Origin of the sequence: Streptomyces sp. NPDC017520 (genome assembly GCF_044329855.1) — a bacterium.
GTDB lineage: Bacteria > Actinomycetota > Actinomycetes > Streptomycetales > Streptomycetaceae > Streptomyces.
On the sequence record NZ_JBIRKB010000007.1, the window covers coordinates 167,558 to 180,167 of the forward strand.

At 71.1% G+C, this 12,610-nt stretch carries 12 protein-coding genes and 1 pseudogene; 6 read left to right on the forward strand and 7 right to left on the reverse strand.

What is annotated here, in order from left to right:
- Positions 1-264: 264 nt before the first annotated feature.
- From dusB to ACH4KB_RS18800, 4 genes are all read right to left on the reverse strand, one after another.
- Entirely contained in the window at positions 265-1,413 is a 1,149-nt protein-coding gene (gene dusB, locus ACH4KB_RS18785; RefSeq protein WP_265601749.1) for a tRNA dihydrouridine synthase DusB, read from the reverse strand.
- Positions 1,414-1,535: 122 nt separating this feature from the next.
- Positions 1,536-1,808, reverse strand: coding sequence for a hypothetical protein (locus ACH4KB_RS18790; RefSeq protein ID WP_398067011.1), 273 nt, complete (start codon positions 1,806-1,808; stop codon positions 1,536-1,538).
- Positions 1,809-1,933: 125 nt separating this feature from the next.
- The gene (locus tag ACH4KB_RS18795; protein ID WP_398067012.1) at positions 1,934-3,190 is read right to left on the reverse strand and encodes an arginine deiminase; all 1,257 of its coding nucleotides are present in this window, start codon (positions 3,188-3,190) and stop codon (positions 1,934-1,936) included.
- A 214-nt stretch (positions 3,191-3,404) separates the two neighbouring features.
- Positions 3,405-4,847 carry a basic amino acid/polyamine antiporter gene (locus ACH4KB_RS18800; RefSeq protein WP_398067013.1) on the reverse strand — a complete coding sequence of 481 codons (1,443 nt, stop codon included), beginning with the start codon at positions 4,845-4,847 and terminating at the stop codon, positions 3,405-3,407.
- Positions 4,848-5,148: 301 nt separating this feature from the next.
- Here ACH4KB_RS18800 and ACH4KB_RS18805 point away from each other — a divergent pair, with 301 nt between their 5' ends.
- Positions 5,149-6,354, forward strand: coding sequence for a PP2C family protein-serine/threonine phosphatase (locus ACH4KB_RS18805; protein ID WP_398067014.1), 1,206 nt, complete (start codon positions 5,149-5,151; stop codon positions 6,352-6,354).
- A 13-nt stretch (positions 6,355-6,367) separates the two neighbouring features.
- On the opposite strand, the gene ACH4KB_RS18810 is transcribed toward ACH4KB_RS18805, so the two are convergent.
- The gene (locus ACH4KB_RS18810; RefSeq protein ID WP_398067015.1) at positions 6,368-6,946 is read right to left on the reverse strand and encodes a TetR/AcrR family transcriptional regulator; all 579 of its coding nucleotides are present in this window, start codon (positions 6,944-6,946) and stop codon (positions 6,368-6,370) included.
- A gap of 87 nt (positions 6,947-7,033) precedes the next feature.
- Here ACH4KB_RS18810 and ACH4KB_RS18815 point away from each other — a divergent pair, with 87 nt between their 5' ends.
- From ACH4KB_RS18815 to ACH4KB_RS18825, 3 genes and pseudogenes are all read left to right on the forward strand, one after another.
- Positions 7,034-7,927 carry an NADP-dependent oxidoreductase gene (locus ACH4KB_RS18815; protein ID WP_398067218.1) on the forward strand — a complete coding sequence of 298 codons (894 nt, stop codon included), beginning with the start codon at positions 7,034-7,036 and terminating at the stop codon, positions 7,925-7,927.
- Between the two features lie 74 nt (positions 7,928-8,001).
- A complete protein-coding gene (locus ACH4KB_RS18820) occupies positions 8,002-8,739 on the forward strand; it encodes a class I SAM-dependent methyltransferase (protein ID WP_398067016.1) in 738 nt (245 codons plus the stop codon).
- A gap of 11 nt (positions 8,740-8,750) precedes the next feature.
- Positions 8,751-8,861 (forward strand): annotated as a pseudogene (locus ACH4KB_RS18825) (pyridoxamine 5'-phosphate oxidase family protein); the annotation flags it as partial.
- Positions 8,862-8,891: 30 nt separating this feature from the next.
- Here the strand turns inward: ACH4KB_RS18825 and ACH4KB_RS18830 are convergent.
- Complete coding sequence (locus ACH4KB_RS18830) at positions 8,892-9,860, reverse strand: glutaminase (RefSeq protein WP_398067017.1); 969 nt, start codon at positions 9,858-9,860, stop codon at positions 8,892-8,894.
- Positions 9,861-10,097: 237 nt separating this feature from the next.
- On the reverse strand, positions 10,098-10,541 hold the full coding sequence (locus ACH4KB_RS18835; RefSeq protein ID WP_398067018.1) for a nuclear transport factor 2 family protein: 444 nt from the start codon (positions 10,539-10,541) through the stop codon (positions 10,098-10,100).
- A 342-nt stretch (positions 10,542-10,883) separates the two neighbouring features.
- Here ACH4KB_RS18835 and ACH4KB_RS18840 point away from each other — a divergent pair, with 342 nt between their 5' ends.
- Together ACH4KB_RS18840 and ACH4KB_RS18845 are read left to right on the forward strand one after the other, a co-directional pair.
- Positions 10,884-11,639, forward strand: coding sequence for an alpha/beta hydrolase (locus ACH4KB_RS18840; protein WP_398067219.1), 756 nt, complete (start codon positions 10,884-10,886; stop codon positions 11,637-11,639).
- A 78-nt stretch (positions 11,640-11,717) separates the two neighbouring features.
- Positions 11,718-12,605, forward strand: a complete 888-nt coding sequence (locus ACH4KB_RS18845; protein WP_398067019.1) for a S1 family peptidase — start codon at positions 11,718-11,720, stop codon at positions 12,603-12,605.
- Positions 12,606-12,610 lie beyond the last annotated feature (5 nt).

Here is a 12,610-nt window from a genome sequence, read left to right on the forward strand (position 1 = left end):
TTCGGACCCCGGATTTCAGGATCCGGACGCCCTGGGTCGTCGCCGGGGACACCGGGGCCGACCTCTTCCAGGCTACGGGCGAAGGTCCGCCCCCGCGCGGGAACCGTCGGCGGCGGGGGCCTCACCGGCACCGGAGCGGCCCCGAGCCCACGGCATGCCGTACGGGCAGGGCGGCATCGCGGCAAGCGCGAGAGGCCCGCCGCTCACGGAACGCGAAAGGCCTCCCCCGTACGGAACGAGGGAGGCCGCCTTCTCCGTACGGGATCAGCCGCCGGAGGTGTCCAGCTCCGCGTCGGCGCTGATGCCCGCGCAGTCGTACGGGTCCTTCAGCCAGCCGTCCGGCAGGACGACCCGGTTGTTGCCCGAGGTCCGGCCGCGCGGTCCGTCGGCACCGTCCGGCCAGGGCTGGTCGAGGTCCAGCTCGTGCAGCTGGCTGCTCAACTCCTCCAGCGAGGAGGTGACCGCCAGCTTCCTGCGCATCTCGGATCCGACCGCGAAGCCCTTGAGATACCAGGCCACGTGCTTACGGAAGTCGATCACGCCGCGGGTCTCGTCGCCGATCCACTCCCCCAGCAGCGTCGCGTGACGCACCATGGCGTCCGCGACCTCGCGGAGCGCGGGCGCGTGCCGTTCCGGACGTCCTTCCATGGCGTTCACCAGGTCGGCGAAGAGCCAGGGCCGTCCCAGGCACCCACGTCCGACGACGACGCCGTCGCAGCCGGTCTCCCGCATCATCCGCAGGGCGTCGTCCGCGCACCAGATGTCCCCGTTGCCGAGAACGGGGATCTCCGGCACGTGCTCCTTGAGCCGGGCGATGGCGTCCCAGTCGGCGGTGCCGCCATAGTGCTGGGCGGTGGTGCGCCCGTGCAGGGCGACGGCGGTGACGCCCTCCTCGACGGCGATGCGACCGGCGTCGAGGAAGGTGAGGTGGTCGTCGTCGATGCCCTTGCGCATCTTGATGGTGACGGGGAGGTCCCCGGCCCCCGACACGGCTTCCCTGAGGATGGCCCGCAGCAGGGGCCGCTTGTACGGGAGCGCGGAGCCGCCGCCCTTCCGGGTGACCTTGGGGACCGGGCAGCCGAAGTTCAGGTCGATGTGGTCGGCCAGATCCTCGTCGACGATCATCCGGACCGCCTTGCCGACGGTGACCGGGTCCACTCCGTACAGCTGGATGGAACGCGGCGTCTCGGTCGCGTCGAAGTGGATGAGCTGCATGGTCTTCTCGTTGCGCTCGACCAGCGCCCGCGTGGTGATCATCTCGCTGACGAACAGCCCCTTGCCGCCGGAGAACTCCCGGCACAGCGTCCGGAACGGGGCGTTGGTGATGCCGGCCATCGGGGCCAGCACGACCGGCGGCCGCACGGTGTGCGGGCCGATGCGGAGCTGCGGGAGGGCGGGGGCGAGCGTGGTCATGGCTCCATTGTCGCGTACGCCGAAGAGGTGGCCGCCCCGGCGGGGGGAGTCCGTCGGGCGCCGGGCACACCAGGAGCCCGAGGCGGGGTCCGCCCCGGGCTCATCGGCATCGCTCGGCTCGCTCACATACTGGCGAAGATGGCGCCGACGACCATTCCGCCGACCAGTCCGACGGCGCTGACCACGATGGCGACCGTGGCGAGCCGCTCGTGCCGGACGGTCTTGGCGATGATGGCCATGATCAGTCCGCCCAGGGCGAAGACGATCGGCAGGAAGATCAGCCCGATCACGCCCAGGACGATCGCGATGATGCTGAAGACGTTGCCGTCGGCACCTCCCCGCGGCGCACTGTGATGCCCCTGCCCGGTCGGCTGGTTGCCGTGCTGCGTAGCCATCTGTCGCTCCTTCGGGACGGTCGCGCCGGAATCCGGTCTCGAAGAGGACCGGCCTGTCGTTCGAGTGCCCCGAAGCCCCTCGCGTACACGGCTGTTCGCCTACGGGGGCGTGCGGCAGGCCCCGGTCAGAACGTCACCGCGTCGCGGATCAGCGGGCAGGTCATGCAGTGCCCGCCGCCCCGGCCCCGGCCCAGTTCCGCCCCGACGATGGTGATGACCTCCACCCCGGCCCGGCGCAGCAGCGCGTTGGTCTGGGTGTTGCGGTCGTAGGTGAAGACGACGCCGGGCTCCAGCGCCACCGCGTTGTTGCCGCTGTCCCACTGCTGGCGCTCCGAGGCGTAGACGTCGCCGCCCGTCTCGATCACCCTCAGCTGGGGAAGGCCCAGGGCGCGGGCCACGACCTCGGTGAACGGGGTGCTGCCCTCGTCGGTGATCTCGATCCCGGGCGCCAGGTCGGACGGCCGCAGCGAGAAGGCGTGGACTCCGTCCATGATGCGCGGGTACAGCGTGACGATGTCCCGGTCCGCGAAGGTGAACACCGTGTCGAGGTGCATCGCCGAGCGCAGCTTCGGCATCCCGGCGACGATCACGTGCTCGGCCGCACCCTGCTCGAACAGGGCCGCCGCGACCTGCGTGATGGCCTGGCGGGAGGTCCGTTCGCTCATGCCCATGAGGACGACGCCGTTGCCGACGGGCATGATGTCCCCGCCCTCGAACGTGGCCTGGCCCCACTCCTTCTCCGGGTCGCCCCACCAGACGGTGCTGTCGCGGAAGTCGGGGTGGAAGGTGTAGACCGCCTTCATCAGCAGGGTCTCGTCGCGCCGGGCGGACCAGTAGAGCGGGTTCAGCGTCACCCCGCCGTAGAGCCAGCAGGTGGTGTCACGGGTGTACAGGGTGTTGGGCAGCGGCGGCATCAGGTACTCCCGCGCCCCGGCCCCCTCGCGGGCGAGCGCCACGTACCCGGAGCGGAACGCGTCGGGGAGGTCGGCGGTGGCGAGCCCGCCGATCAGGTACTCCGCGAGCTGTCGCGGGGTCAGGGTCTCCAGGAAGGCGCGGGTGTCGTCGATCAGGCCGAGGCCCACCTCGTTGGCGGTGATCTTCCGGTCCAGGAGCCACGACCGGGCCTCGGGCAGAGCCACCGTTGCGGCGAGCAGATCATGCAGTTCGACGACCTCCACGCCGCGCCCGGTGAGCTGGGCGACGAAGTCGGCGTGGTCGCGCTGGGCGTTCTCCACCCACATCACGTCGTCGAAGAGCAGGTCGCCGGAGTTGGTCGGGGTCAGCCGCCGGTGGGCCAGTCCGGGGGCGCAGACCAGGACCTTGCGCAGACGCCCCACCTCGGAATGGACGCCGAGGGCGGAAGCGGGGGTGGTGCTGTTCACGGTGGGCCTTTCACTCGGTGACGGCAGAGGGTGTGCGGGATCGCGCGGTGACGGCAGAGGGTGTGCCGGATCGCGCGGCGACGGCAGCAGGGACGTGCGGAGGGCTCGGAGCGAGGACGGGAGGCGGAGGACGCTCAGAGCGAGGACGGGAGGGGGCGCTCGGAGCGAGGACGGGAGGCGGAGGACGCTCGGAGCGAGGACGGGCGCAGGTCGCTCAGAGCTCGATCCACCCCATGGCCAGCGCCACGACCCCCGCGACGGCGCCGGCGACCGAGACGGCGCAGATGACGGCCTCGCCCGGGGAGAAGGGCCTGCGCCCCTGTTCCCTGCGGGACTTGACGAAGAGGAAGGTGGCCGGGGCGTAGAGGATGAAGGAGACGAGGACGAACTTCAGCCCCGCCGCGTACAGCAGGAACGCGGTGTAGAGCGTGGCCACCACGGCGATCACCAGCTCGCGGCGGGTACTGCGCCCTGCCACGTCGGACCGGCCGGGACGCCAGGCGATCCGTACCGCGAAGGCGGCGGCCAGGAGGAAGGGGATCAGGCTGAGCGCGCTGGTCAGGTCGAGGGCGAAGTTGAAGGCGTCGTCGGAGAACAGCGTCACGACCAGGACGACCTGGCTCAGGCACGTGGTCATGAGGAGCGCGGCCTCGGGCACGTCCGCCCCGGTCGACCGCCCCAGGAAGCGGGGCATGTCCTTGTCCTTCGCGGCGACGAACAGGACTTCGGCGGCCATCAGCGTCCAGGCGAGGTAGGCGCCGAGCACGGAGACGATGAGGCCCACGCTGACGAAGACCTTGCCCCAGGTGCCGACCGCCGCCTCCAGCACCTCGGCCATCGAGGGCTGCCGCAGCTCCGCGATCTCGGCCATCGGCAGCAGTCCGTAACTGACGATCGTGACGGAGGCGAAGACGGCGAAGACGCTGAGGAATCCGAGGACGGTGGCCCGCCCCACGTCCTCGCGGCGCTTGGCGTGGCGCGAGTAGACGCTGGCCCCTTCGACGCCGAGGAAGACGAAGACCGTCGCGAGCATCGTGCCGCGGACCTGGTCGAAGAGGGAGCCCGCGTAGTCGGCGCCGCCGAAGTTGTCCGCGAAGACCGAGGCGTCGAAGTAGAACAGCGCCAGGATCACGAAGAAGAGGATGGGCACGATCTTGGCCACGGTGACGATCCGGTTGATCGCCGCGGCTTCCTTGACGCCCCGGCGGATCAGCAGGAAGAACCCCCAGAGGCCGACCGAGGAGATCACCACCGCCGTCACGGTATCGCCGTCGCCCAGTGCCGGCGCCACCGCGCCGACCGTCGACATGATGAGCACCCAGTAGGTGACGTTGCCGACGCAGGCGCTGGCCCAGTAGCCGAAGGCGGAGAAGAAGCCGAGGTACTCGCCGAAGCCCGCTTTCGCGTACGCGTAGACCCCGGCGTCCAGGTCGGGCCGGCGGACGGCGAGCGTCTGGAAGACGAAGGCGAGCATCAGCATGCCGGTCCCGGCGACGGCCCAGGCGATCAGCGCTCCCGCGACGCCGGTCTCCTGCGCGAAGCGCCGGGGCAGCGAGAACACCCCGGCGCCCACCATCGAGCCGACGACCATCGCGGTGAGCGTGAGGAGCGTCAGCTTCACCGCCGGGCGCTCCGCGGCCTGTTCGGCGTGCGTCATGACGTTCCCCTGTCGATGCGGTCATCGGCCAACCAGGGAAAGCTAACAACTTTATTGCGCAAAATAGCCCATACCCCCACCAACGGAGTGGTGCGCCGAGCCCTGCTCGCGAAGCCGAACACCCCAAGGGCTGTCCCGCAGCTCCCGGCGTGACAGCCCTTGGGTGGACCCGGCTCGTTCCAGGGGTACTTCCGACCGGACGCCCCGGTCGGAATCCCCCCTCGCCACCGCAGGTTTCCTCGATCGGAGCCATGAGGGAGGCGTCAGCGGGCAGAAGCAGTCTCAACTTTGGGAGGCTGTGATGACGTGTGACCGGATGGGACTGGCCGAAGTGCTGGCGGCGGCGGAGAGCGCGGCCCCGGTGGACTCGATCGATGTCGTGGCGCGCAACCTGCGCACGCGGTTCGGTGCGCGGTACGTGTCGTTCCTCTTCGTCGACGTGGTCGGCAGCCGTCTGCTGCGGGTCAACGACACGGTCGGCGTCACCCAGGAGCACCGGACCGGGAGACGGGCCGAGGGGGTGGCCATGGCCGTCAGCGGCGTCTACGACAAGGTTCTGCGTGCCCAGAAGACGGTGCTGGCGGAGGAGGGCGGGCTGGGGCAGCGCGTGCTCGCGCCGGTCACCAACCGCGGTGACACCATCGGTGTGCTGGAGCTGTACCTCGACGTCGTGACCGAGAGCGTGCTGGAGCAGGTCGAGGAGGCCGCGCACGCGCTGGCGTACATCATCGTCACCGATCGCCGGTTCACCGACCTCTACCACTGGGGAAACCGGACCACGACGGTCAGCCTGGCGGCGGAGATCCAGCGGCAGCTCCTCCCGTCGGCCCCCTCCTGCGAGGCGTCCGAGTTCGCTCTCGCCGGAGCCCTGGTCCCGGCGTCCGACATCGCCGGGGACACCTACGACTACTGCCTCGACCACGACACCCTGCACCTGTCCGTCACCGACGCCATGGGCCATGACGTCGACGCTTCCCTCACCGCAACCCTGGTCGTGAACGCCTCCCGCGGCGCCCGCCGTGCCGGAGCGGACCTCGCCGAACAGGCCGGCCACATGCACCAGGCCCTCCTCGACCACGGGCGCCACGCCTATGCCACGGGCCAGTTGCTCCGCATCGCCCTGGACGGAAGCGGTGCGCAGTTGGTCAACGCGGGGCACCCGGGGCCGCTCCGGTTGCGCGACGGCGCAGTCGAGGAAGTGGGTATGGCCGTCAACATGCCGTTCGGCTTCACTGCCCAGGGCTCCTACGAGGTGCAGGAAATCGACCTGCGCCCCGGCGACCGTCTTGTGCTGTTCACCGACGGAATGCAAGAACGCGAAGCGGAGACGGTCGACCTGCCCGGCCTCCTGCTGCGGACCGCGGCCGAGCATCCGCGTGAGGTCGTCCGTACGTTGGTCGCCGCGGTGGCCGACGCCTATGGCGGCCGGCCGCCGAAGGACGACGCCACCGCCCTGTGTCTTGACTGGCACGGCCCCAGCGGCGGGATCCGCCGGTCGGACGCCTGAGTCCGAGCGCTCCTCAGGCGAGGCGGGAGGCTCCCCAGGCCGCCTCGATCATCCGGAAGATCTCGTCCACGGCAGCCTGCGGATCGGCCGCCTCGCGGGCCAGCGCGTAGGCGTCGATCGCGAACCTCGCGATGGTCCGGCAGGCCGTCGTCGTCTCCGGTACGCCGAGGTCGGCGGCGATCGCGGCGGCCAGCGCCTCCGCGTGGCGCAGCCGCATCGACTCCTCGTACTCCCGCAGGGACGGCGACGACTCGATCATGTTCCGGACCGGGGCGGCGCCGGGCGCCCCGCAGTGGCGTACCAGGGCGTGGATCTCGCGGCGCAGCCCGGGAATCAGGGGCTCGTCCGCCGCCCGCTCGGCCACCGCCCGCACGAGGCCCTGTTCGAACCCCTGGTCCTGCTCGAAGACCAGCGCTTCCTTCGAGGCGAAGTGGGAGAAGAGCGTGGTCACGGCTACGTCCGCCTCGGCCGCCACGTCACGGATGCCCACAGCGTCGTACCCGCGTTCCAGGAAGAGCCGCAGAGCGGTGTCGGCGATCTTCTGGCGGGTCGCGGCCTTCTTGCGCTCGCGGCGTCCGCTGGGCTCGTTCATGCGCTGACACTAGCAAATACAAAACTGGAACCGATACGGAAAGCTAACGGTTAGTGTTATGTTCGACGCATGGAGAACCTGAAGAGCATGAAAAAGGTGAGCTTCGCCGAGTTCGGCGGGCCGGATGTGCTGCACCTCATAGACGCCGAGGAGCCCCACGCGGGCCCCGGCCGGATACGCGTCCGCGTCCGCGCCGCCGGAGTGAACCCCGTCGACTGGCGCATCCGCGAGGGCCAGGTCCTGGGAGCCCATCCGGTCGAACTGCCCTCGGGAGTGGGCCTCGACGCCGCCGGAGTGGTGGACGAGGTGGGCGAGGGCGTCGAAGGAGTGGCGGTCGGCGACCACGTGTTCGGCGAGGGCTCCGACACGTACGCCGAGTTCGCCGTCCTGTCGGCCTGGGCCCGGATGCCGGAGGGCCTGACCTTCGAGGAGGCGGCGGGCTACCCGTCCGTGGTGGAGACCGCGCTGCGCGTCCTGCGCGAGGTCGGGGTCCGGCCCGGCCAGACACTGCTGGTCAACGGCGCCTCCGGCGGGGTCGGTTCGGCGGTGCTCCAGATCGCCCGCGACCGGGGCGTCACGGTCATCGGCACGGCGGGCGCCGCGAACCAGGAGTACCTGCGCGGCCTGGGCGCACGCGCCACGACGTACGGCGAGGGCTGGGTCGAGCGGGTGCGGCAGCTCGGCCGCGTCGACGCCGCGCTCGATCTGGCGGGCTCGGGCGTGCTCGGCGAACTGGTCGAACTGACCGGTGACCCACGGAAGGTGGTCACCATCGCGGACCTGGGCGCAGCGGAGTTCGGCGTCCGGTTCTCCGGCGTGGCGGGGAGCGTGCCGGACGCGCTGACCGAGGCGGCGGCGCTGATCTCACGTGGCCGGCTGCACATCCCGGTGGAGAAGTCCTACCCGCTCGCCGAGGCCGCCGCCGCGCACATCGACAGCCGGGCGGGGCACACGCGGGGGCGCCGGGTGGTGATCATCTGACCGGGAGGCGGGTCACGGCCCGTATCGTACGCCGGGCACAGTGGCAGCCACCGGCGCGGTGACAGGGGACGGACGTGCTCGACTACGACGACGAGGCCCGGCACTACGACGCGTCCCGGGGTGGTGAACCGAGGGCCCGGGCGGCGGCGGACGCGGTGGAACGGCTCCTGCCGCAAGGGCCCCGCACCGTCCTGGACATCGCGTGCGGTACGGGCATCGTGACGGAACGGCTCCGGCGTCCGGGGCGGACGGTGGTGGGCGTCGACCGTTCGCCCGGGATGCTGGGCCTCGCCGCGCGGCGGGTGCCGGGAGCAATCGTGCGGGGCGACGGCGCACGGCTGCCCTTCGCGTCGGACACGGTGGACGCCGTCGTGATCATCTGGCTGCTGCATCTCCTGCCGCACCCCGTGCCCGTGCTGGCCGAGGCGGCCCGGGTGCTGCGGCCCGGCGGGGTGCTGATCACCACCGTCGACAAGAACGACGCGTACTTCGCCGAGCACAGCGACATCGCCGAGATCACGGCGGACCTGCGCGGCCGGTACGCGCCCCGGGTGCCCGACCACTCCGCCCTGCTGCTCCGTTGGGCGGCGGAACATGGCCTGGGGGCGGCCGGCCGGACCCGGTTCCCCGGCACGGGGCAGGGCCGCAGCCCTCGCGGGTGGCGCGAGGTGATCGAGGCGGGCCGCATCTCCTGGTGCACCCACGCGCGCCCGGACCAGGTGGCCGACGTGTGCCGGCGCCTCGCCGCGCTGCCGAACCAGGACGCGCCCCGCCCGGACCCGCTGTACCGTCTCCTCGCCCTGAAGTCGTGAGGTCATGGCGGCAGTCGGGCCCTCTCGTCGTGATCGACGCGGAGCGGATCGTCCATACGGAGCACTGGCTGCGGCGCGAGGGCTTCGCACCACGCCAGTTCTGGACCAGGCCGGACCGGTAGAGCCAGGCGCCCGCGTCAGAAGCGCCCGGGTCAGAAGACGGACAGCCCGGTCAGCGTGGTGAAGCGGTCGAGGGCCGACACGCCCGCCACCGAGTTGCCGCGCCGGTCGAGCCCCGGACTCCATACGCACAGGGTGCACACCCCGGGCACGATCGCGATGATCCCCCCGCCGACTCCGCTCTTGCCCGGCAGCCCCACCCGGTAGGCGAACTCCCCGGCCGCGTCGTACGTCCCGCAGGTGAGCATCACCGCGTTCACCTGCTTGGCCTGGCTGCGGGTGAGCAGCGCGGACCCGTCGGCCCGAATCCCGTGCCGGGCCAGGAACCCCGCGGAGAGGGCCAGGTCCGCGCAGGACGCCTCGATCGAGCACTGGCGGAAGTAGGCGGAGAGCAGTTCGGGGACCGGGAGCGTGATGTTGCCGTAGGAGGCCATGAAGTGGGCCAGCGCGGAATTGCGGTCGCCGAAGGCCGCTTCGGAGGCGGCGACCTCCGGTACGAAGTCGATGGCGGCGTTGCCGCTCTCCGAGCGCAGCAGCTCCCGCACCTGGCCGGCGGCGTCCCCCGTCAACCCCTGGAGCCGGTCGGTCACCACCAGGGCCCCGGCGTTGATGAACGGGTTGCGGGGGATGCCGTTCTCGTACTCCAACTGCACCAGGGAGTTGAACGGATTACCCGAAGGCTCCCGGCCGACTCCCCGCCATATCTGCTCGCCGTCCAGGGAGAGGGCCAGGGCCAGGGCGAACACCTTGGATATGGACTGCGTCGAGAACGGCTGCTGCCAGTCGCCGACGCCGTAGACGGTTCCGTCCGGCTCCGCGACGGCCATGCCGAAGCGCCGGGGGTCGGCGTCGGCGAGCATCGGGATGTAGTCGGCCGGGGTGCCGTGGTCGGTGAGTGCGGCCATCTCCTCGGCGATGCGGCTGATGACGGAGCTGAAGCGGTGCGCGTCGGCGCGCGGCGCTGTGCTGCTCGCCCGAGGGGCGGGAGAGGGGTGGGACACGGCAATTCCTGACGGAGATGAGGAGCGAGGAGGCCCAGCGGGCGGAGCAGAAGCGGGCGGTCGCCCCCTAGGGTCTCTCACCCGGGCGGCCGGGAATCGCCTGGCGCCCAGCCGCAGAGCCACTCCGGCTCGGGGCGGGCGCCGTCATTGCCCTTCAGGAGGCGTGGTGCTTGTCGGGTCAGCAGAACGCGATCAAGTCTGTGTGAGCGGCGGCATCCTCACGATGGCCCGGGTTCTTTACTGATGCTCCGCTTCGAATGCCTGGGCGACGGCCAAGCTGTCCTCGTAGACATGGTGCCGGGTGACGAGGCCGTCCGCGACGGTGAGATGCAGAGCGAACCGCGCCAGGTAGGCGCGCCCCGTGGGCCGGGCGGTCTGACGGATCTCGCCCAGCACGACCGCGTCGCTTCCGTCGACAAGGATGCGCTCGATCTCGGTCGCCACACGCTCCGGCACATGATGCTCGGCAAGCTCGCGATAGTGGGCGGCCGCGTCAGCTCGGGTGGACCGGTGGCGGATCCACGGCGTGGCAGCACGGCCGTGCTCGGCCTCCGGCCAGGAGAGCTTCCAATCGCCCTGCTCGGCATACATCTCGGCGATGCGCTCGGGGTTGCCCTCGCCGATTCTGCGCAGCAGCTCCTCAATCACCGTGCGCGTGCTCGTAGACGTGGCTGTGGACATGACCGACCTCTCCGTCCGGTCCGCGTCCTGCGACGCGGAGAGAGCGCCAATCCTGCCAGCGCGGGTACGCCAAGGCGATTACCTCGGAAGTAGGGTGAGCGGATCATCCGGTTCCCCTTGTTTGCGCACTGAGGGCGGAGACGACTTCGAGCGAATCCCGGCCCGCGAGGAATCCGCTTGGCCGACCACCGCGACCGCTGCTACGTTCCAGGAAGCCGTGCTGGAAATCGAGGAGGTGGTACCCGTGAACGCTGTATCGACATGGGTGCTCCCCTCCGGGGTCACGGTCGGGCGGTAGGTCGTCCGGGAGCGCCGTTCATGAGCCTCCCGAAAGGCACGACCATGCATTTCACCTCTGAACAGCGTCTCGACGGCGGAGTCCTCGAACGCGCATTCAGCTTCGGCGACATCCCCGGCATCCTGTGGACGCCCGCATCCGCGCCCGCGCCGACGCCGCTGATCCTGATCGGCCACCCCCCGCTCGGACTGCGCAGGATGTACCCCCGACTGGCGGGGCGGGCCCGTCACTACGCGGCGGAGTACGGCTTCGCCTCGGCCACCATCGAGCTCCCCGGCAGCGGCGAACGGCCCCGTTGGGCCGCCGCCGAAGAGGCCCGCGCCGACCTGCGCCGGGCGATGGAGGCGGGCGAGCCGGTCGGCGGCGAGATCATCGACGCCCTCGTCCTGCCGCTGGTCGACAAGGCGGTCCCGGAATGGCAGGCCGTCCTGGACGCTCTCCTGGCACTGCCCGGGATCGGCGGGCCGGTCGGGTACGAGGGAGGGGTGATCTCCATCGGCGTCCGCCTCGCGGCGGTCGAGCCGCGCATCGTGGCGGCCGGGCTCTTCGCCGGGAGTCTCGTGCCCGCCGCCATGTTCGAGGAAGCCCGCCGGGTCACCGTTCCGCTGCACGTCCTGCTCCAGTGGGACGACGAAGGGAACGACCGGCAGGCGGCCCTGGACCTCTTCGACGCCTTCGGCTCCACGGAGAAGACCCTGCACGCCAACATGGGCGGACACACCGGCGTCCCGGAGTTCGAGCTGGAGACCGGGGCCCGGTTCTTCGCCCGGCACCTGAACCGGACGGCGCACCGGACGTAGGCTCCCCGTCTCCTCCCGGGGGGTCTCCCCACCCCGCACGGGCCCGCTGACCCGATCTCGGACAGGCCCGCTGACCGGATGGATCAGTGCCTCTTGATCGCGGAGGCTGAGCATGTCGAACATGCTCAGCTGATCGGAGAACCAGTGTTCCGCTTGAACTCGTCACGCCGTACGCTGGCGCGCGCCGCCGCGGTCGTCCTGGCCGGAGCGGCGTGCGCCGCCACGATGACCGGGAGCGCTGAAGCGATCGTCAACGGTACGGATTCCACGCAGCGTTACCCGTCCATGGTGTCGATCCCCGTGTCGGGTGCGGACGATCCCACGTTCAAGGGGGTCTGCGGGGGCTCGTTGATCGACTCGCGATGGGTGCTCACGGCTGCCCACTGTGTGGACCCGAGGCTGGTCACCCTGGACGGCACCGTTCGGATCGGCAGCGAGTGGAAGGACTCCGGGGGCACGGTCCGGTCCGTCGCGAAGACGGTGTCCCATCCCGGCTACCGGAGCGGCGAGGACACCGGCCCGAACCGCGCCGACATCGCCCTGATCCGTCTGGACCGCCCGGTCGCGGAGAAGCCCGTCCGCATCGCCGACCGTCCGGGGCGACCCGGCACCCCGACCCGGATCCTCGGCTTCGGCAGGACCGACGACGCACCCGACGCCCCGTGGGTCTTCCCCGACCGACTCCAGCAACTCGACACTCGCCGGGGCGCGGTGACCGACTGCGCACCGGGCTACGCGGACGGCACCCGCCTGTGCACCGTCAGCCGGACACCCGGGGCCATGGCGTGCAACGGCGACTCGGGCGGTCCCCAGCTCCAGCGGGACCGGAAGGGGCGCTGGGAGCTGATCGGCGTCACCTCCGGCCCCGGTGCGCCGGGCGTGCGGTGCAGCGAAGGGCCGGGGCTCTACACCAGCGCACCCGCCTATGCGGGCTGGATCCGGGAGGCGATAGGCCGCCACGGCTGATCCGG

Coding starts and splice junctions, on each gene's coding strand:
- ACH4KB_RS18835 (WP_398067018.1), bottom strand. CDS start 10,541: ATGTCCACAGCCACGTCTACGAGCACGCGCACGGTGATTGAGGAGCTG.
- ACH4KB_RS18810 (WP_398067015.1), bottom strand. CDS start 6,946: ATGAACGAGCCCAGCGGACGCCGCGAGCGCAAGAAGGCCGCGACCCGC.
- ACH4KB_RS18805 (WP_398067014.1), top strand. CDS start 5,149: ATGACGTGTGACCGGATGGGACTGGCCGAAGTGCTGGCGGCGGCGGAG.
- ACH4KB_RS18800 (WP_398067013.1), bottom strand. CDS start 4,847: ATGACGCACGCCGAACAGGCCGCGGAGCGCCCGGCGGTGAAGCTGACG.
- ACH4KB_RS18790 (WP_398067011.1), bottom strand. CDS start 1,808: ATGGCTACGCAGCACGGCAACCAGCCGACCGGGCAGGGGCATCACAGT.
- dusB (WP_265601749.1), bottom strand. CDS start 1,413: ATGACCACGCTCGCCCCCGCCCTCCCGCAGCTCCGCATCGGCCCGCAC.
- ACH4KB_RS18845 (WP_398067019.1), top strand. CDS start 11,718: ATGGATCAGTGCCTCTTGATCGCGGAGGCTGAGCATGTCGAACATGCT.
- ACH4KB_RS18840 (WP_398067219.1), top strand. CDS start 10,884: ATGCATTTCACCTCTGAACAGCGTCTCGACGGCGGAGTCCTCGAACGC.
- ACH4KB_RS18815 (WP_398067218.1), top strand. CDS start 7,034: ATGAAAAAGGTGAGCTTCGCCGAGTTCGGCGGGCCGGATGTGCTGCAC.